The sequence below is a fragment of the Pseudomonas putida genome, from assembly GCF_002025705.1.
GTDB classification, from domain to species: domain Bacteria; phylum Pseudomonadota; class Gammaproteobacteria; order Pseudomonadales; family Pseudomonadaceae; genus Aquipseudomonas; species Aquipseudomonas putida_J.
The window spans coordinates 5934266-5952502 of record NZ_CP018846.1; the positions used below are offsets into that span (position 1 = coordinate 5934266).

The window sequence follows — 18237 nt, forward strand, 5'->3', positions numbered from 1 at the left end:
TCTGTATGAGAATAATAAGCCTGTATTGGATCTGTATTGCCTGGGCTGCTGAAGCGCATCCTTTCGCCACGGTTACAAACTGAAGGGGAGAAAGCAGCGATGGGTGGCATGAGCGATGTGCGCTTGCAACTGTTGGCCAAGGAACTGGACGCCGGGCAGCAGACCAGGGTTTTCAACGCACCGGCAGGGTTCGGGCGCTGGGGGTTGATGTTGCACCGCTGGCACACCCGCCGGGCCCTGTTGCAGCTGGATGATGACCAGCTGCGGGATATTGGCTTGAGCTGGGAGCAGGCACGTACCGAGGGGGGCAAACCGTTCTGGAAGGACTGACCCGGTCAGTGTGGGAGCGGCCTTGTGTCGCGAAAGGGCTGCGGAGCAGCCCCAAGATTTCAGCTTCGCAGCCAATATCGCCGGGGCCGCTATGCGGCCCTTTCGCGACACAAGGCCGCTCCCAAATGGGCGGAGTCGTCTGTCAGACCAGCTCTTTGAGCCGGTGCCAGAGCATCCCCAAGGCCAGTATCGGCGAGCGCAGGTGCTTGCCGCCGGGGAAGGTGACATGTGGCACCTTGGCAAACAGGTCGAAACGCCCGCTCTCCTGGCCGCTGATCGCTTCACCCAGCAGGCGCGCGGCCAGATGCGTGGCGTTCAGGCCGTGGCCAGCATAGGCCTGGGCGTAATAGACGTTGGGTTGGCTGGCCAGGCGGCCGACTTGTGGCAGGCGGTTGGCGCCGATGCCGATCATGCCGCCCCACTGATAATCGATGCGCACATCGGCCAGTTGCGGGAATACCTTGAGCATCTTCGGCCGCATGTAGGCGGCGATGTCCTTCGGGTCGCGCCCGGAATAGTGGCAGGCACCGCCGAACAGCAGGCGGCGGTCGGCCGACAGGCGATAGTAGTCCAGCGCCACGCGCTGGTCGCACACGGCCATGTTCTGCGGCAGCAGCTGATGGGCGCGTTCTTCGCTGAGTGGTTCGGTGGCAATGATGTAGCTGCCGGCTGGCAGCACCTTGCCGCCCAGCTCGCGATTGAGATCGTTGTGGTAGGCGTTGCAGCACAGCACCAAAGTCTTGGCCCGCACCCGGCCCAGCGCGGTGTGTACCTGCACTTCAGGGCCGTAGTCGATGCGCGTGACCTCGGATTGCTCAAACAGCTTCACGCCCAGGCGGCTGGCCACAGCGGCTTCACCCAGGGCCAGGTTGAGCGGGTGCAGGTGGCCCGAGCCCATGTCTACCAAGCCGCCGACATAGCTGTCCGAGCCCACCACGCTGTGCATGTCGCCCTTGCCGACCAGGCGCAGTTCGTGGCGGTAGCCCAGGCTGCGCAGTGCTTCGGCATCCTCGGCGAAACCCTTCAGTTCGTCGGGTTTGTTGGCCAGGTCGCAGTAACCCCAGGTCAGGTCGCAGGCGATGGCGTGGCGCTCAATTCGCTCACGGACGATATCCACGGCTTCCAGGCCCATCAGCCTCATGCTGCGTACGCCTTCCTCGCCGATCACTGGAAGAAACTGCTCCAGGCCATGGCCGACGCCGCGAATCAGCTGGCCGCCATTGCGCCCACTGGCGCCCCAGCCGAGCTTGCGTGCTTCCAGAAGGATCACAGAGAAGCCACGTTCGGCCAGTTCGATGGCCGTGTTCAGGCCAGAATAGCCACCGCCGACGATGCACACATCGGCGTTGTGTTCGCCTTGCAGAAAGGAATGATCCGGGTGGGGCGCGCTGCTGGCGGCGTAGTACGAGGCGGTATGCTGCGCGCTGTGGATCATGGGGCAGGTCCTGGGGGCTGTGGGGTGGTGGTGGAGGATAAGCCGGGGTACTTCGGTGGGCAACAAGGCGAGAGCATCGCCCTCGTTCGCGGGCATGTCGGGGCGCTGAACCGCCGCTAATGGGCCTATAATTCTGCCAATTCCTCAGCTTTGTACCCCGCCATGTCCTGCAACCGCCACAAGATCCACTTCCTGCGCGAGCTCATTCCTTCATTCGAGTGCGAGCCCGGCTGCCACGACTGCTGCGGCCCGGTCACCACCTCGGCTGAAGAGATGGCCCGCCTGCCGCGCAAGACGCAGGCCGAACAGGATGCCGCCCTGGAGCACCTGAACTGCGTGCACCTGGGCCCAGACGGCTGCACGGTCTATGAAGAAAGGCCGATGATCTGCCGCCTGTTCGGTACCACCCCGCGCATGGCCTGCCCGCGTGGCCGCGGCCCAGAGCCGATGATCGACCCCGGCGCAGAGCAGCTGGTCCACCAGTTCATTGCCACTACCCGCCAGGTGCTGGTCTAGCCTCAGTCCGGGATCGGCAGGCAGAGGCTTTCTTTTACCTCTTCCATCACGATGTAGCTCTTCGACTCACGCACGTGCGGCAGCTTCAGCAGGATGTCGCCCAGCAGCTTGCGATAGGAAGCCATTTCCGAAATGCGCGCTTTCACCAGGTAGTCGAAATCGCCGGAAACCAGGTGGCACTCCAGCACATGGGGCAGCTTGAGTACCGCGCGGCGGAACTCTTCGAAGGTGTCGCCGGACTTGTAGTCCAGGCTGATTTCCACGAACACCAGCAGGCTGCCCTTGAGATGCTGCGGATTCAGCCGGGCGTTGTAGCCCATGATGATGCCCTCGCGCTCCAGGCGGCGTACGCGCTCGGTGCAGGGGGTGGTGGAAAGCCCAACTTTCTCGCCCAGTTCGGTGAAGGAAATACGCCCGTCATTCTGCAGGATACGCAGGATATTGCGGTCGATCTTGTCCAGTTCACGCTTGCTCTGGTGCTGGGTTCTCATAGGGGATGCCCCTCCGTGAAAGGCGATTTTGCCGAGAATTCTCGCCAATAATAGGCTTTTATATAGTGAATTGCACTGGGCTGAGATTCTTATACTGCGCGCATCCATGCCATATCAACAAAATAGCGGTGCGCCGCGTGCGAGGGATGAACGATGCGAGTATTGGTACTTGGTAGCGGTGTGATCGGTACCGCCAGTGCCTATTATCTGGCCCGGCAAGGCTTCGAGGTGACTGTGGTCGACCGCCAGCCGGCAGTGGCTCTGGAAACCAGCTTTGCCAACGCAGGCCAGATCTCGCCCGGTTATGCTTCGCCCTGGGCTGCCCCAGGCGTGCCGCTGAAAGCCATCAAGTGGCTGCTGGAGCGCCACGCGCCCCTGGCCATCAAGCTGACCGGTGATGTCGACCAGTACCTGTGGATGGCACAGATGCTGCGCAACTGCACCGCCAGCCGTTACGCGGTGAACAAGGAGCGCATGGTGCGCCTGTCCGAGTACAGCCGCGACTGCCTCGACGAACTGCGTGCCGAAACCGGCATTGCCTACGAAAACCGTAGCCTGGGTACTACCCAGCTGTTCCGCACCCAGGCCCAGGTCGATGCCGCAGCCAAGGACATCGCCGTGCTTGAACAGTCCGGCGTGCCTTACGAGCTGCTCGATCGCGATGGCATTGCCCGTGTCGAACCAGCCCTGGCTGGGGTGAAAGACATCCTCGCCGGTGCCCTGCGCCTGCCCAATGACCAGACCGGTGACTGCCAGCTGTTCACCACCAAGCTCGCCGAAATGGCCGTGAACCTGGGTGTGGAATTCCGTTTCGGCCAGGACATCCAGCGTCTGGACTTCGCCGGCGACCGCATCAATGGCGTGTGGATCGATGGCAAGCTGGAAACGGCAGACCGTTATGTGCTGGCCTTGGGCAGCTACTCGCCGCAGATGCTCAAGCCGCTGGGCATCAAGGCCCCGGTGTATCCGCTCAAGGGTTACTCGCTGACCGTGCCGATCACCAATGCCGACATGGCGCCGACCTCGACCATTCTCGACGAAACCTACAAGGTCGCGATTACCCGTTTCGACAACCGCATCCGCGTTGGCGGCATGGCTGAAATCGCCGGTTTTGACCTGTCGCTGAACCCGCGTCGACGCGAAACGCTGGAGATGATCGTCAACGACCTTTATCCTCGCGGCGGCGATCTGAGCCAGGCCAGTTTCTGGACCGGCCTGCGCCCGGCGACCCCGGACGGTACGCCGATCGTGGGTGCCACCGCGTTCCGCAACCTGTTCCTCAACACTGGCCACGGTACGCTGGGCTGGACCATGGCGTGCGGTTCCGGCCGCCTGCTGGCCGACCTGATTGCGCGCAAGAAGCCGCAGATCAGTGCCGAAGGCCTGGACATCTCCCGGTATGGCAACAGCCCGGAAGTCGCCAAGCACGGCCAGACCGCGCCTGCCCACCAGCAGTAAGGTCGCCTGTACCGGCCTCTTCGCGGGTAAACCCGCTCCCACAGGTTTGTGCGATCCCTGTAGGAGCGGCTTCAGCCGCGAAGAATCCAACACCGATTTCAACCCGAACACCATAAGGCAGCCGCCATGCGTCCCGCCCGCGCCCTGATCGACCTGCAAGCCCTCCGCCACAACTACCGCCTGGCCCGTGAACTGACCGGTGCCAAGGCCCTTGCCGTGGTCAAGGCCGACGCCTACGGCCACGGTGCCGTGCGTTGCGCCCTGGCCCTGGAGCCCGAAGCCGACGGCTTTGCCGTGGCCTGCATCGAAGAAGCGCTGGAGCTGCGCGCCGCCGGTATCAAGGCCCCGGTGCTGCTGCTCGAAGGCTTTTTCGAAGCCAGCGAGCTGGCGCTGATCGCCGAACACGACCTGTGGTGCGTGGTGCACTCGCTGTGGCAGCTCGAAGCCATCGAGCAGACCCAGGTGCACAAGCCGCTGACCATCTGGCTCAAACTCGACAGTGGCATGCACCGCGTTGGCCTGCACCCCAAGGACTACCACGAGGCTTACCAGCGCCTGCTGGCCAGCGGCAAGGTTTCGCGCATCGTGCTGATGAGCCACTTTGCCCGCGCCGACGAGCCGGAGGCCGATGCCACCGAGCAGCAGATCGCTGTGTTCAACGCCGCCCGTGAAGGGTTGGTTGCCGAATGCAGCCTGCGCAACTCACCCGGTGTGCTGGCCTGGCCGCAGGCCCCGAGCGACTGGGTGCGCCCGGGCATCATGCTGTATGGCGCCAGCCCCTTCGAGGCCGACCAGCCCCAGGCTGCGCGCCTGCAACCGGTGATGACCCTGCAATCGCGGGTCATCAGCGTGCGCGAGCTGCCAGCCGGTGAGCCGGTGGGCTACGGTGCCAAGTTCGTCAGCCCGCGGCCGACCCGTGTTGGCGTGGTCGCCATGGGTTACGCCGACGGCTACCCGCGCCATGCGCCCACCGGCACGCCGGTGGTGGTCGCTGGCAAGCGCAGCCAGCTGATTGGCCGCGTGTCGATGGACATGCTCTGCATCGACCTCACCGACGTGCCCGAAGCCACTGTCGGCAGCCCGGTCGAGCTGTGGGGCAAGCAGGTACTGGCCAGTGATGTAGCGATGCAAGCCGGGACCATTCCCTACCAGATCTTCTGCAACCTGAGACGCGTGCCGCTGGACTATTACGGCGAATAAGGCGCTGAAGCGGACAGCTTGAGGGGCGGTGTGTTGTAAATACTGAACGGCATTGCCATGATATCGTTCACATTCACCCCGCCATCTCACCGTTTCAGGAGGCTCCAGCTTTGGACGTCGGCGAACGACTGCAAGCCATCCGCAAGCTCAAGGGCCTGTCCCAGCGGGAACTCGCCAAGCGCGCGGGAGTGACCAACAGCACCATCTCGATGATCGAGAAGAACAGCGTGAGCCCCTCGATCAGCTCGCTGCGCAAGGTCCTCAGCGGCATTCCCATGTCTATGGTCGAGTTCTTTTCGGTCGAGCTGGAGACCGAAAGCCCCGCGCAGATCGTCTACAAGGCCCACGAGCTGATCGACATCTCCGACGGCGCGGTGACCATGAAGCTGGTGGGCAAGTCGCACCCCAACCGTGCCATCGCCTTCCTCACCGAGGTCTACCCGCCGGGGGCCGACACCGGTGCCGAGATGCTCACCCACGATGGTGAAGAAACCGGCATCCTGCTCGAAGGCAAGCTCGAGCTGGTGGTGGGCAACGAGATCTTCATTCTCGAAGCAGGCGACAGCTACTACTTCGAAAGCACCCGCCCGCACCGTTTCCGCAACCCGTTCGACGCACCTGCACGGTTGATCAGTGCAGCCACACCGTCGAACTTTTGATCCAGCGCAGTGCATTGCTTCGGTAATACCCCTTTCCTGAGTAGGGTCGTTTCACGGTTTCCGGGTTCCCGCTATACTTTTCAACGCTCGCATTACCGTGGCCGCGGGCGTGATTAGCCACCATGAGGGTGTTCGCGTGAACCAAATCAAGAAGATGCTGGCCGTACCAGCAGCCGTATTCGCCCTTTGGGCAATGAGCGCAACCGCAGCGACCAACGATGAACTTGCCAAACGCCTTGAGCCGGTCGGCCAGGTCTGTGTGCAGGGCCAGGAATGCAAGGGCATGGAAGTGGCAGCCGCAGCAGGCGGTGGCGGGGCCAAGACGCCGGATGATGTGATTGCCAAGCATTGCAATGCCTGCCACGGCACCGGGTTGCTGGGGGCGCCGAAGATTGGCGACGGCGCTGCGTGGAAGAAGCGCGCTGATGAGCAGGGTGGGGTGGACGGGCTTTTGGCCAAGGCCATTACCGGCCTGAACGCCATGCCGCCGAAAGGTACCTGCGCGGACTGCTCGGATGATGACCTGAAAGGGGCCATCAAGAAGATGTCCGGGCTTTGAGCCGCAGATGAATTGCACAAGGCCCGCCATTTTTTGGCGGGCTTTGTATTTGTGTTGCCTGTGCCGGCCCTTTCGCGGCTAAAGCCGCTCCTACAGGATTTTCACTGCCCTTGAGTATTGTGAGGTCCCTGTGGGAGCGGCTTTAGCCGCGAAAGGGCCGGCACAGGCAACCAACCTCTTGAGCCCATGTCCAACCCCTGACCCCATGGATGATTCAGGAGGCCCCGATGCACCTCTGCTCCATCGACCAGGCCGTCGAGCAGGTTCTCGCCCGGCTGCCAGCACATATCCATATGGGCTTGCCGCTGGGCCTGGGCAAGCCCAACGCCTTCGTCAATGCGCTTTACGCCCGGGTCCGCGAGCTGCCAGAGCGAAGGTTGACGATCTACACCGCGCTGACGCTTGGCCGCCCACCCCTGGGCGACGGCCTGCAACGGCGTTTCCTCGAGCCCTTCGTCGAGCGCGTGTTCGCCGACTACGAAGAGCTCAGCTACCTTGCCGACCTGCGCAACGACAACCTGCCGCCGAACATCCGCGTCGAACAGTTCTTCATGCAACCCGGCAGCCTGCTGCACAGCGAAACCGCGCAGCAGGACTACATCAGCAGCAACTACAGCCACGCCGCACGTGACATCAATGCCAAGGGCCTGAACCTGGTCGCCCAGCTGGTCGCTGCCACGCCGGAAAAGCCCGTCCACCTAAGCCTGGCCTGCAACCCCGACATCACCCTCGACCTGCAACCGATGATCGCCAAGCGGCGTGCAGCAGGTGAAACCATCCTCATGCTCGGCCAGGTTCATACCGAACTGCCCTACATGCCGGGCGATGCGGAGCTGCCGATCGATGCGTTCGACATTTTGATCGACGAAGCGGAGCAGCGCCGGCTGTTTTCTACCCCGAACATGCCGGTCACCACCCAGGATCACTGCATCGGTTTGCACGCAAGCTCGCTGGTACGTGATGGCGGCACCTTGCAGATCGGCATTGGCGCCATGGGGGATGCGCTGGCGGCAGCGTTGTTGGCGCGCCAGGGTGACAATGAGGGTTACCGTACGTTGCTCGACGAGCTGGACGTTGGCCCTTGGCAGGCGCTGATCGAGCGGGAGGGGGGCCTTGAGCCTTTCGCCCAAGGCCTTTATGGCTGCAGCGAGATGTTCGTCAACGGCCTGCTGGCGCTATCCGAGGCCGGCGTGGTGCGGCGCCCGGCGGACGAGCAGGGCGTGCTGGTGCATGGCGGGTTCTTCCTGGGCCCGCGGGCGTTCTACCAACGCTTGCGCGAGATGCCGCTGGAGCAACGCGCACGTTTCGCCATGACCCGCATCAGCTTCATCAACGAGCTGTACGGGCAGGAAGAACTCAAGCGCCGGCAGCGCCGCGATGCGCGCTTCGTCAACACGGTGTTCGGCATGACCCTGCTGGGTGCCGGTGTAGCCGACCAGCTGGAAGACGGTCGGGTGCTCAGCGGGGTGGGCGGGCAGTACAACTTCGTGGCCCAGGGCCATGCGTTGGAGGGCGGGCGCTCGATCCTGCTGTTGCGCAGCTGGCGCGAGTCGGGTGGTGAGGTGACCTCCAACCTGTTCTGGCGCTATGGCCACTGCACCATCCCTCGGCACCTGCGCGATATCGTGGTGACCGAGTATGGCATCGCCGACCTGCGTGGGCAGACCGACAGCGAAGTGATTGCGCGGTTGCTGGCCATCAGCGATTCAAGGTTCCAGGGCGAGTTGACCGAGCAGGCGAAGGATGCAGGCAAACTGGCCCGGGACTTTCAGCTGGATGCGCGGTTCACAGGCAACACGCCGCAGCGCCTGGAGGCCATCAAGGCCCGGCATGCGCGGTTATTCCCGGAGTATCCGCTGGGCACGGACTTCACGGCTGAGGAACGGGACTTGTTGCGCGCGCTGAACTGGTTGAAGAGCAAGTTCAAGCTGAGCGAAATGCTGGAGCTGGGCAAGGCGGCACTGGAGGCGCCGGGGCCGGAGGGGTATGAGGCGCACTTGGCGCGGATGCAGCTGGATCAGCCGCAGGGGCTTAAGGAAGAGCTTTACCAGCGCTTGTTGCTGGCGGGGTTGGCGGCGTCCTGATGAATTGCCGGGGCTGCTTCGCAGCCCATCGCGACACAAGGCCGCTCCTACAAGAGTTATGCGTTTTCATGTAGGAGCGGCCTTGTGTCGCGATGGGCCGCAAAGCGGCCCCAGGGGCAATCACTCGATGAAGCTGACCACACCACCTTCCAGCGACTTCACCCGGGCCAGCGATTCAACGCGGTAGCCCTGGCTGTCCAGCTCGGCACGGCCGCCCTGGAACGACTTCTCGATGACGATGCCCAGGCCGGCAACAGTGGCACCGGCCTGCTTGATGATCGAGATCAGTGCCTGCGACGCCTTGCCGTTGGCCAGGAAGTCGTCGATCACCAGCACGCGGTCGCTGCTGTTGAGGTGACGCGGCGAGATGGCCACGGTGTTCTCGGTCTGCTTGGTGAAGGAGTACACCGAGGCAGTCAGCAGGTTCTCGGTCAGGGTCAGCGACTGGTGCTTGCGTGCGAAGATCACCGGTACGCCCAGCTTCAGGCCGGTCATCACCGCCGGGGCGATGCCCGATGCTTCGATGGTGACGATCTTGGTCACGCCGGCATCGGCGAACAGGCGGGCGAACTCGTCACCGATCAGCTGCATCAGCGCCGGGTCGATCTGGTGGTTGAGAAACGCGTCGACTTTGAGAACCTGATCGGAAAGCACGATGCCTTCTTCGCGAATCTTCTGATGCAGTGCTTCCACTGTGTATTCCTCGATGTAACAAAGGTGGCCGCTAAAAGCGGCAGAGTTAAAGAGTAATGGTTGATCAGCGTTTGAGCATTGCCCGGATATCGGCCAGGGCGTTGTTGCCGCGTGCGGCCTTCACCTCGACCGGTGCATCGTCCAGGCCTTCCCAGGCCAGGTCGTCGGGCGGTAGTTCGTCGAGGAACCGGCTTGGCGTGCAGTCGATGATCTCACCGTACTGCTTGCGCTTGGCGGCGAAGGTGAAAGCCAGGGTCTGGCGCGCGCGGGTGATGCCCACGTAGGCCAGGCGGCGTTCCTCTTCGATGGTGTCGGCCTCGATGCTGGAGCGGTGGGGGAGGATTTCCTCCTCCATGCCCATGATGAACACGTAAGGGAATTCCAGGCCCTTGGAGGCGTGCAGGGTCATCATCTGCACACCTTCGGCGTTTTCTTCCTCTTCCTGCTGGCGCTCGAGCATGTCGCGTAGCACCAGCTTGCCGATGGCGTCCTCGATGGTCATGTCACCCTCTTCGTCCTTCTCGAGGGTGTTCTTCAGCGCTTCGACCAGGAACCAGACGTTGCTGATGCGGAACTCCGCCGCCTTGTCGCTGGCGGTCTGCTGGCGGATCCAGTTCTCGTAGTCAATGTCGCGGATCATCTCGTGCAGCGCGGCAATCGGGTCTTCCAGGGCAACCTTGTGGCGCACCCCGTCGAGCCAGTGCTTGAAGCGCTGCAAGCGCTCGGTGTAGCGGGCGTCCAGGTGCTCGCCCAGGCCCAGCTCCTCGCTGGCGGCGTACATCGAGATGCCGCGCTCGGTGGAATAGTTGCCGAGCTTTTCCAGGGTGGTCGAGCCGATTTCCCGGCGCGGCACGTTGATCACCCGCAGGTAGGCGTTGTCATCATCCGGGTTCACCAGCAGGCGCAGGTAGGCCATGAGGTCCTTGACCTCCTGGCGGCCGAAGAAGCTGTTGCCGCCCGACAGGCGATACGGCACCTGGTGGTGCTGCAGCTTCAGTTCGATCAACTTGGCCTGGTAGTTGCCGCGGTAGAGGATGGCGAAGTCGCTGTACGGGCGGTTGGTGCGCAGGTGCAGGGTGAGGATTTCCATGGCCACGCGTTCGGCCTCGGCTTCCTCGTTCTTGCAGCGGATCACGCGGATCTCGTCGCCCACGCCCATCTCGCTCCACAGCTGCTTTTCGAAAGCGTGCGGGTTGTTGGCGATCAGCACGTTGGCGCAGCGCAGGATGCGGCTGGTGGAGCGGTAGTTCTGTTCGAGCATGACGATCTTCAGGGAGGGGTAGTCCTCCTTGAGCAGCATCAGGTTCTCGGGGCGCGCGCCTCGCCAGGCATAGATCGACTGGTCGTCATCGCCCACCACGGTGAACTGGTTGCGCATGCCGATCAGCATCTTCACCAGCAGGTACTGGCTGGCGTTGGTGTCCTGGTATTCGTCCACCAGCAGGTAGCGCACGCGGTTCTGCCAGCGTTCGAGCACGTCGGGGTGCTCCTGGAACAGCTTGACCGGCAGCAGGATGAGGTCGTCGAAGTCTACTGCGTTGAACGCCTTGAGCGTGCGCTGGTAGTGGGTGTAGACGATGGCGGCGGTCTGTTCGCGCGGGTTGCGCGCCTTTTCCAGGGCTTCAGCGGGCAGGATCAGGTCGTTTTTCCAGGCACCGATCATGTTCTTGATCTCGTCGATGCCGTCGTCGCCGGAGTATTCCTTCTGCATGATGTCCGACAGCAGCGCCTTGATATCGGATTCATCGAAGATCGAGAAGCCCGGCTTGTAGCCCAGGCGCTCGTGCTCCTTGCGGATGATGTTCAGGCCCAGGTTGTGGAACGTGCACACCGTCAGGCCCCGGCCTTCCCCCGGGCGCAGCAGGGTGGCGACCCGCTCCTTCATCTCGCGTGCGGCCTTATTGGTGAAGGTCATCGCCACGATGTACTGGGCACGGATGCCGCAGTTCTGGATGAGGTGGGCAATCTTGCGCGTGATCACGCTGGTCTTGCCCGAGCCAGCACCGGCGAGCACCAATAGAGGGCCGCCGACGTAGTCACGGGCTTCCTGTTGCCGGGGATTGAGTCGGGACATGCTAGAAACCGGGGGTCGCCAGAAAATAGCCGCGCATTCTAACAGGCATGGGCCACTTGTGGCGCGACCGTCTGACGTTTGAGTCAGACTTTTGTCAGGGGATAATCATTAGTGAAACTAATGCTATTCACCGGAAAAATCGTAATTGCCGGTTTGACGACTTTCCCGCAGGATGCACGTCAAAATGCGACGGGAGGCACTGCAGGCAAAGGACATGTCTAAAAGTGAAAATGATTTTCATTTATGCAGTAGCATGCCCGACATCCAACGCTATACCTTTCGAGTTTTAAGGAGCCCGCTTGTCCACGCCTGTCGAACCTTTGCGTTTGCTGCTGTTGGCTGATGAGCCGGAATGGGCCGCCTTATTACGCGAATGTCTGCTACCACTGGACGGTACCGCGGTATTGCTGACTGCACCGAACTGGGCGGCGGTCGATACCCTGTTCAGCCATGACCGCCAGGCTGTGGTGCTTGCCACGCCTGACTTGCAGCCCGCGCCAGGGCGCTGCGAACTGCCGACCATCCTGTTGCTCGACCATGAGCCAGTCACTTCGCCAACGGGCGTCAGTGACTGGCTGGTACGTGACCAGCTCAATGTCGATGCCCTGCGCCGCTCGTTGCGCCATGTGCGCGAGCGCGGTGTACTGGTGGCTACCTTGCAGCGCCTGGCCGAGCAGGACCCACTGACCGGCATCGCCAACCGCCAGGGCTTCCAGGCCCTGTTGACCACGCGCCTGGCCGAAAACGAAGGCCGCGGCGTGGCCCTCGGCCACCTGGACCTGGACAACTTCCGCCATGTCAACGATGCGCTTGGTCATCAGTGCGGCGACCGCCTGATCCTGCAGGTGGTGTCGCGCCTAAAGCAGCAGCTGGAGGCCGGTGACCAGCTGGCGCGCCTGGGCAGCGACGAGTTCGCCCTGCTGATCGACACGCGTCGCGACGCCAACCGGGCCGAATGGATCGCCGAGCGTATCGTCGAGGCGTTGGCCGAACCCTACTGGATCGACGGCGAAAGCCTGTTGCTCGGCTGCAGCCTGGGCCTGGCCCATGCCCGCGCCCAGGGCGGGGCCGATCCGCTGATGTGGCATGCGCACATTGCCATGCGCCAGGCCAAGGGTAGCCAGGGCTGCACCTTCCATGTATTCAACGAACGCATCAACCGCAATGCGCGCAGCCTGGCCGACCTGGAAAGCGAGTTGCGCCGGGCACTGCGCCGCGATGAACTGGAGCTGCACTACCAGCCGCGGCTGAATCTTGCCGATGGGCGCATCGTCGGCCTCGAGGCCCTGGTGCGCTGGCGCCATGCCGAGCGCGGCCTGCTGCCGCCCAGCGAGTTCGTGCCGCTGGCCGAACAGAGCGGTTTGATCGTGCCGCTGGGTTACTGGGTGATTTCCCGTGCCCTGCGCGACATGCAGGCGTTGCGCGAGCAGGGGCTTGCGCCGCTGCACATGGCGGTGAACCTGAGCTTCCGCCAGTTCCAGGACAGCCAGTTACTGGCCACCCTGAGCCGGCTGATCATCGAGCATGGTGTGGATGCACGCTGGCTGGAATTCGAACTGACCGAAACGGCGGTGATGCGCCGCAATGAGCTGGTGCGCCAGACCATGGATGCCTTGGGCCGCCTGGGTGTGCGCTTCTCGCTGGATGACTTTGGTACCGGCTTCTCATCTTTTGTGCACTTGAACAGCTTGCCGATCACCTTGCTCAAGGTCGACCGCAGCTTCGTTGCCGAGATGGAGATGCGCGAAGAAAACCGCAAGCTGGTGCATGCCATGATCAACCTGGCGCACAACCTCAACCTGGAAGTGGTGGCCGAGGGCGTCGAGAGCCCGGAACAGATGGCCCTGCTGCGCGGGTTTGGCTGTGACCAGGTACAAGGGTTCCTGGTCAGCAAGCCGCTGCCGGTCGGGGAGTTGATGGACTACCTGCTGCAGGCGTCTGACCGTCCGCTCGTAGCTGCCCTCTAGGGCCTCTTCGCGGCGGTTCGACGCCTCGAAAGGGCCCTTCAGTCAGGCCGATACCGCGGCCCCAACCCCGGCCTTGCCCAGCAACCGCTTCATCCGCCATTCGAAGCCGATGGTCAGCGCCACCGCCGCACAGGCCAGCCCCAGGGCCAGCCCCCACCACACCCCCACCGCCCCGCCACCCAGGGTAAAGGTAAACAGCCAGGCACTCGGAGCCCCCACCAGCCAGTAGCAGCACAGCCCGATCAGGAAGGTGGTCTTGGCGTCTTTCAGGCCACGGATCGAGCCCATGGCGATGGTCTGCATGCCATCGAACAGCTCGAACCATGCCGCCACCATCAGCAGTTGCACGGCCAGTTGATAGATCGCGGCAAAGCCGGGGTCGTCACGGTCGATGAACAGCCCCACCAGCGCATCCGGCAGCAGCAGGAACAACGCCGCAAAGGCAAACATGATCATCGCCCCGAAGCTGATCCCCACCCGGCCGGCACTGCGCGCAGCCAGCAGGTTGCCGGCGCCGTAGTACAGGCCCACGCGCATGGTCACCGCATACGACAGCCCTGTCGGCACCATGAACGCGGTGGAAACGATCTGCAGGGCGATCTGGTGCGCCGCCAGTTGCGTGCTGCCCAGCACGCCCATGCACAGTGCGGCGAAGGCGAACAGCCCGACTTCCACCATGTAAGTACCGCCAATCGGCAGGCCCAACCGCCACAGTTCGCGCAGGGCTGGCAGCGAAGGGCGCGACAGCCCTTTGCGCAGCGGGTAGTCGGCATAGGCCGAGTGCCAGCGGATGTACAACGCCAAGGCAATGGCCATGCCCATCGACACCACTGCGGTGACCAGGCCGATACCCATCAGGCCCAGCTTTGGCAGGCCGAACATGCCTTCGATCAGGGCGACGTTGAACAGGTAGTTGAGTACCGTGCCGACCAGGCTGATGACCATCACCGGCGTCGAGCGCCCTAATGCACTGGTGAAGCCGCGCAGGGCCATGAAGGTCAGGTAGCCGGGCAGGGCCAGTGGCAGCAGGGTGAGGAACTCGGCTGCCGAGTCGACGTTCTCCGGCTGCTGGCCAAACAATAACAGCACCGGTTTCAGGTTCCACAGCACCAGTGCCGCCAGCAGCGCCAGGCCCCAGGCCAACCACAGGCCGTTCTGCGCCAGGCGGGTGGCGCCCTCGATGTCGTTGGCGCCCTTGCGGATCGCCACCAGGGTGCCGACTGCGGCGATCACACCCAGGCAGAAGATCGACACGAACGAATAGCTCGCCGCACCCAGGCCACCACCGGCCAGGGCCTGCGGGCTGATGCGGGCCATCATCAGGGTGTCGGTGAGCACCATCAGCATGTGCGCCAACTGCGAGGCGATCAGCGGCCCGGCCAGGCGCAGCAAAGCCTTGAGTTCTGTGGTGGGCGCGACATGCATGAGTATGGTCCTTGTGCCTGATCCTGTGAGCGATGGACGATTCTGAGGCTTCGGTCAACTTTGCACAAAAGGATAAAAGCGATGATTGGCATGAGTTGAACTCATGTATATATGACTCTGTGCATTCCATTCTCACCCCCGTATGACAGGTGCCCCATGTCCCGCCAGCTGCCTCCTCTGTATGCATTGCGCGCATTCGAAGCGGCTGCGCGGCTGAGTTCGTTCACCCGCGCCGGTGAAGAACTGTCGATCACCCAGAGCGCAGTCAGCCGGCATATCCGTACCCTCGAAGAGCATTTTGCCTGCAAGCTGTTCGTGCGCAGTGGCCGCAGCCTGCAGCTGACCGAGGCGGCGCGGGTGCTGTTGCCCGGCGTGCGCGAAGGCTTCGCCGCGCTGGAGCGGGCCTGCGATACCTTGCGCGGGGAGGATGACATCCTGCGCATGAAGGCGCCGTCGACCCTGACCATGCGTTGGCTGCTGGCGCGGCTGAGCCACTTCCGACATATGCAGCCGGGCAATGAGGTGCAACTGACCAGTGCCTGGATGGACGTCGACCATGTGGACTTCAACCAGGAGCCGTTCGATTGTGCGGTGCTGCTCAGTGATGGGGTGTTCCCGGCGGAGTGGGAAGTGCGCCGGTTGTTTTCCGAATTGTTGATCCCGGTGGGGGCGCCGGATCTGCTGAAGGAAGGGCCATGGGACGAGCGGCGGCTGGCCGGTATCGAGCTGTTGCACCCGACCCCCGACAAGCGAGACTGGCGCGAATGGCTGGAGCGCATGGGGCTCAGCGACAAGGTGTCGCTCAAGGGTGGGCAGGTGTTCGATACCCTGGAGCTGGGCATGATCGCGGCGGCGCGGGGTTACGGCATCTCGATGGGCGACTTGTTGATGGTCGCCGAGGATGTGGCTCAGGGGCGCTTGAGCCTGCCTTGGCCGACGGCGGTGCCCAGTGGCATGGATTATTACCTGGTGTGGCCACGGACCCGGCCGGGTGGGGAGCGGTTGCGGCGCCTGAGTGTGTTTTTGCAAGAGGAAGCGGCGGCGGTAGACCTGCCTGTGGTGCAAATCCTGCCGGCCCTTTGACTGCCTGTACTGGCCTCTTCGCGGGCAAGCCCGCTCCCACAAGTACCGCGCAACGTCTGAAACCTGTACATGACCCTGTGGGAGCGGGCTTGCCCGCGAAGAGGTCAGTACAGGTAAAAAGAAAACGTTTGCGAATACCCCGGTCCGACACTCAAGTATTCGAAAGCGACGCCGATCAACTGGCACCAGCGTCCCGGAAGAGGACGCGCTCTCCCGTCGATTTCAAGCGGGTGGTCAGCGTGATCAGGATGATCCCGGCCTCTTGCCAGGAGCTTCTTCATGTCTCAACCGCGTGCCCGGATTGCCTCGCAACTCGGTGTCGCCCTCGCCATCGTGTTGGCGCTGGTGATTTCCGGCAGTACCTTGTTCGCCCTGCGTGCGCTGGACGACGCCAACCTCGCCACCCGTCAGGCCCACCTGGCCAGCGAAGCGCGGCTGCTGGCCGATCAGCTCGATACCTTCCACGGTTCGCTCAAGGACAACACCCAGCGCCTGAGTGGCCTGTTCGAGCGCCGCTTCGCCTCGGGGCTGTCGCTGCACCCTGGTGAGACCGTGCAAGTCGCCGGCCTTGCCACGCCAGCCCTGTATCTGGGCGATCGGCTGCTGAACAACGATTTCCAGGTGGTCGACGAGTTCCAGCAGATGACCGCCGGCATCGCGACCCTGTTCGTGCGCAGCGGCGATGACTTCGTGCGCATCAGCACCAACCTGAAGAAGCAGGACGGTGCGCGCGCCATCGGCACCCAGCTCGATCGCCAGCATCCGGCCTACACCAAGCTGCTGGCCGGGCAGATGTACGTCGGCCGCGCCGTGCTGTTCGAGCGCAACTACATGACCCGCTACGTGCCGGTCAGCGACGGCAACGGCCGGGTCATCGCGGTGTTGTTCGTCGGCTTCGACTACACCGACGCGCAAAACGCCCAGTTCGCCAACCTCCAGCGCTTCCGCATCGGCGCCACCGGCTCCCTGGCTATTCGCGATGAGCAGGGCCAATGGCTGGTACCCCCTGCCAATGCCGACCAGGACCTGTTCAGCGCCAGTGCACCGTTTGCCGAGGGCCCCTGGACCGTGGTTGCCAGCATGCCCAAGGCTGAAATCCGCGAGGTGACCTGGAGTGTCGGCCTGCGCCTGGCCATCGGCAGCCTGCTGGCGATGCTGCTGGCGGTGGCTGCCACCCTGTGGCTGCTGCGCCGCAAGCTGCGCCCGCTGGATGACCTGGTACGGCAAGCCGAGGCACTGGGTGCTGGCGACCTGAATGCGCGCCTGAGCGTGACCAGCCATGACGAGATCGGCCAGCTGGCACGTAGCTTCAACCAGATGGGCGAGGCGCTGTCGACCATGGTCGAGCACATCCGCAGTGCTTCCGAACAGGTCAGCAGCCGTGCACGTTCGCTGTCCGGGTTGTCTACTGGTGCCTGTGAAGGCATGGATCAGCAGTCCGGCGAGATCACCAGCATGGCCGGTGCGGTGGAGGAGTTCAGTGCGACCTCGATGAACATCGCCGACAACATGGCCGGTACCGAGCGCATGGCCCGCGACAACGCTCAGCAGACCCGCATTGGCCGCAGTGCCATGGATGAAGCGTCGAGCTCGCTGCGGCAGATTGCCGAAGCGCTGGGTGGCACCGCCACAGTGATGGACAGCCTTGGCGCACGCTCGCAGGAGATCGGCGGCATCATCAGCGTGATCACCGCGATTGCCGAGCAAACCAACTTGCTGGCGCTCAATGCTGCCATCGAGGCTGCCCGTGCCGGTGAGCAGGGCCGTGGCTTTGCCGTAGTTGCCGATGAGGTGCGCGGGCTGGCCGCGCGCACGCGCCAGGCTACCGATGAGATTTCCGGGATGATCACCAGCATCCAGCAGCAAACCGGGCACGCCATCAATACGCTGGAGCAGGGCAACCAGCTGATGCAGGAAGGGCTGGCGCGCAACGACAAGGTTGCCGAAGCATTGGCGCGGATCGATGAGCAGAGCCGTACGGCGGGTGAGCAGTTTGCCGTGATCAGCACGGCGACCCAGGAGCAGAGCAGCACGGCCACCGTGCTCAGTCGCAACCTGCAGAGCATTGCCCAGGCCAACAGCGAGCAGCGTGATGTGGCCAATGAGCTGGCATTTACCGCGCGGGAGCTGGAAGGCTTGGCGGCGCAGTTGCGTCAGGAAGTGGACCGCTTCCGCTGAGACCGCAGGGGGCCGCCTCGCGGCCCTTTCGCGACACAAGGCCGCTCCTACAAGTACAGCGCAAGCCTTGGCCTGTGGTGATCCT

The 18237-nt window shown here is 63.4% G+C and carries 15 protein-coding genes and 1 pseudogene; 11 read left to right on the plus strand and 5 right to left on the minus strand.

Annotation, left to right across the window (positions count from 1 at the left end):
- Positions 1–99 precede the first annotated feature (99 nt).
- Entirely contained in the window at positions 100–330 is a 231-nt protein-coding gene (locus tag BUQ73_RS26790; protein ID WP_079230336.1) for a DUF1127 domain-containing protein, read from the plus strand.
- Between the two features lie 142 nt (positions 331–472).
- Here BUQ73_RS26790 and BUQ73_RS26795 read toward each other — a convergent pair whose 3' ends face one another.
- Positions 473–1765, minus strand: coding sequence for an NAD(P)/FAD-dependent oxidoreductase (locus tag BUQ73_RS26795; RefSeq protein ID WP_079230337.1), 1293 nt, complete (start codon positions 1763–1765; stop codon positions 473–475).
- Positions 1766–1927: 162 nt separating this feature from the next.
- Here BUQ73_RS26795 and BUQ73_RS26800 point away from each other — a divergent pair, with 162 nt between their 5' ends.
- A complete protein-coding gene (locus tag BUQ73_RS26800; protein ID WP_079230338.1) occupies positions 1928–2281 on the plus strand; it encodes a YkgJ family cysteine cluster protein in 354 nt (117 codons plus the stop codon).
- A 2-nt stretch (positions 2282–2283) separates the two neighbouring features.
- Here the strand turns inward: BUQ73_RS26800 and dadR are convergent, their stop codons facing one another.
- Positions 2284–2772, minus strand: a complete 489-nt coding sequence (dadR, locus tag BUQ73_RS26805) for a transcriptional regulator DadR (protein WP_003258963.1) — start codon at positions 2770–2772, stop codon at positions 2284–2286.
- A gap of 153 nt (positions 2773–2925) precedes the next feature.
- Between dadR and dadA the strand changes: the two genes are divergently transcribed.
- The 5 genes from dadA (at position 2926) to BUQ73_RS26830 (ending at position 8732) form a co-directional block, all read left to right on the plus strand.
- Positions 2926–4230, plus strand: a complete 1305-nt coding sequence (gene dadA / locus BUQ73_RS26810; protein WP_079230339.1) for a D-amino acid dehydrogenase — start codon at positions 2926–2928, stop codon at positions 4228–4230.
- A 126-nt stretch (positions 4231–4356) separates the two neighbouring features.
- Positions 4357–5430 (plus strand): alanine racemase, encoded by a 1074-nt coding sequence (gene alr, locus BUQ73_RS26815; RefSeq protein WP_079230340.1) that lies wholly within the window; start codon positions 4357–4359, stop codon positions 5428–5430.
- A 110-nt stretch (positions 5431–5540) separates the two neighbouring features.
- Positions 5541–6089 carry a cupin domain-containing protein gene (locus BUQ73_RS26820; RefSeq protein ID WP_079230341.1) on the plus strand — a complete coding sequence of 183 codons (549 nt, stop codon included), beginning with the start codon at positions 5541–5543 and terminating at the stop codon, positions 6087–6089.
- Between the two features lie 136 nt (positions 6090–6225).
- Positions 6226–6648, plus strand: coding sequence for a c-type cytochrome (locus tag BUQ73_RS26825; RefSeq protein ID WP_027917003.1), 423 nt, complete (start codon positions 6226–6228; stop codon positions 6646–6648).
- A 227-nt stretch (positions 6649–6875) separates the two neighbouring features.
- Positions 6876–8732 carry an acetyl-CoA hydrolase/transferase C-terminal domain-containing protein gene (locus tag BUQ73_RS26830; RefSeq protein WP_079230342.1) on the plus strand — a complete coding sequence of 619 codons (1857 nt, stop codon included), beginning with the start codon at positions 6876–6878 and terminating at the stop codon, positions 8730–8732.
- A gap of 120 nt (positions 8733–8852) precedes the next feature.
- On the opposite strand, the gene BUQ73_RS26835 is transcribed toward BUQ73_RS26830, so the two are convergent.
- Both BUQ73_RS26835 and rep read right to left on the minus strand, forming a co-directional pair.
- Entirely contained in the window at positions 8853–9425 is a 573-nt protein-coding gene (locus tag BUQ73_RS26835; protein WP_003253535.1) for a xanthine phosphoribosyltransferase, read from the minus strand.
- Between the two features lie 64 nt (positions 9426–9489).
- Positions 9490–11499 carry a DNA helicase Rep gene (gene rep, locus BUQ73_RS26840; protein ID WP_027917001.1) on the minus strand — a complete coding sequence of 670 codons (2010 nt, stop codon included), beginning with the start codon at positions 11497–11499 and terminating at the stop codon, positions 9490–9492.
- A gap of 299 nt (positions 11500–11798) precedes the next feature.
- Between rep and BUQ73_RS26845 the strand changes: the two genes are divergently transcribed.
- Positions 11799–13466, plus strand: coding sequence for a putative bifunctional diguanylate cyclase/phosphodiesterase (locus BUQ73_RS26845; protein ID WP_079230343.1), 1668 nt, complete (start codon positions 11799–11801; stop codon positions 13464–13466).
- Positions 13467–13508: 42 nt separating this feature from the next.
- On the opposite strand, the gene BUQ73_RS26850 is transcribed toward BUQ73_RS26845, so the two are convergent.
- Entirely contained in the window at positions 13509–14891 is a 1383-nt protein-coding gene (locus BUQ73_RS26850; protein ID WP_079230344.1) for a NorM family multidrug efflux MATE transporter, read from the minus strand.
- Between the two features lie 156 nt (positions 14892–15047).
- Here BUQ73_RS26850 and BUQ73_RS26855 point away from each other — a divergent pair, with 156 nt between their 5' ends.
- The 3 genes and pseudogenes from BUQ73_RS26855 (at position 15048) to BUQ73_RS29110 (ending at position 18152) form a co-directional block, all read left to right on the plus strand.
- The gene (locus BUQ73_RS26855; RefSeq protein WP_079230345.1) at positions 15048–15974 is read left to right on the plus strand and encodes a LysR substrate-binding domain-containing protein; all 927 of its coding nucleotides are present in this window, start codon (positions 15048–15050) and stop codon (positions 15972–15974) included.
- A gap of 279 nt (positions 15975–16253) precedes the next feature.
- Positions 16254–17249, plus strand: a pseudogene (locus tag BUQ73_RS29105) (Cache 3/Cache 2 fusion domain-containing protein); the annotation flags it as partial.
- A 216-nt stretch (positions 17250–17465) separates the two neighbouring features.
- Positions 17466–18152, plus strand: a complete 687-nt coding sequence (locus BUQ73_RS29110) for a methyl-accepting chemotaxis protein (RefSeq protein ID WP_416171841.1) — start codon at positions 17466–17468, stop codon at positions 18150–18152.
- The last annotated feature ends 85 nt before the right edge of the window (positions 18153–18237 follow it).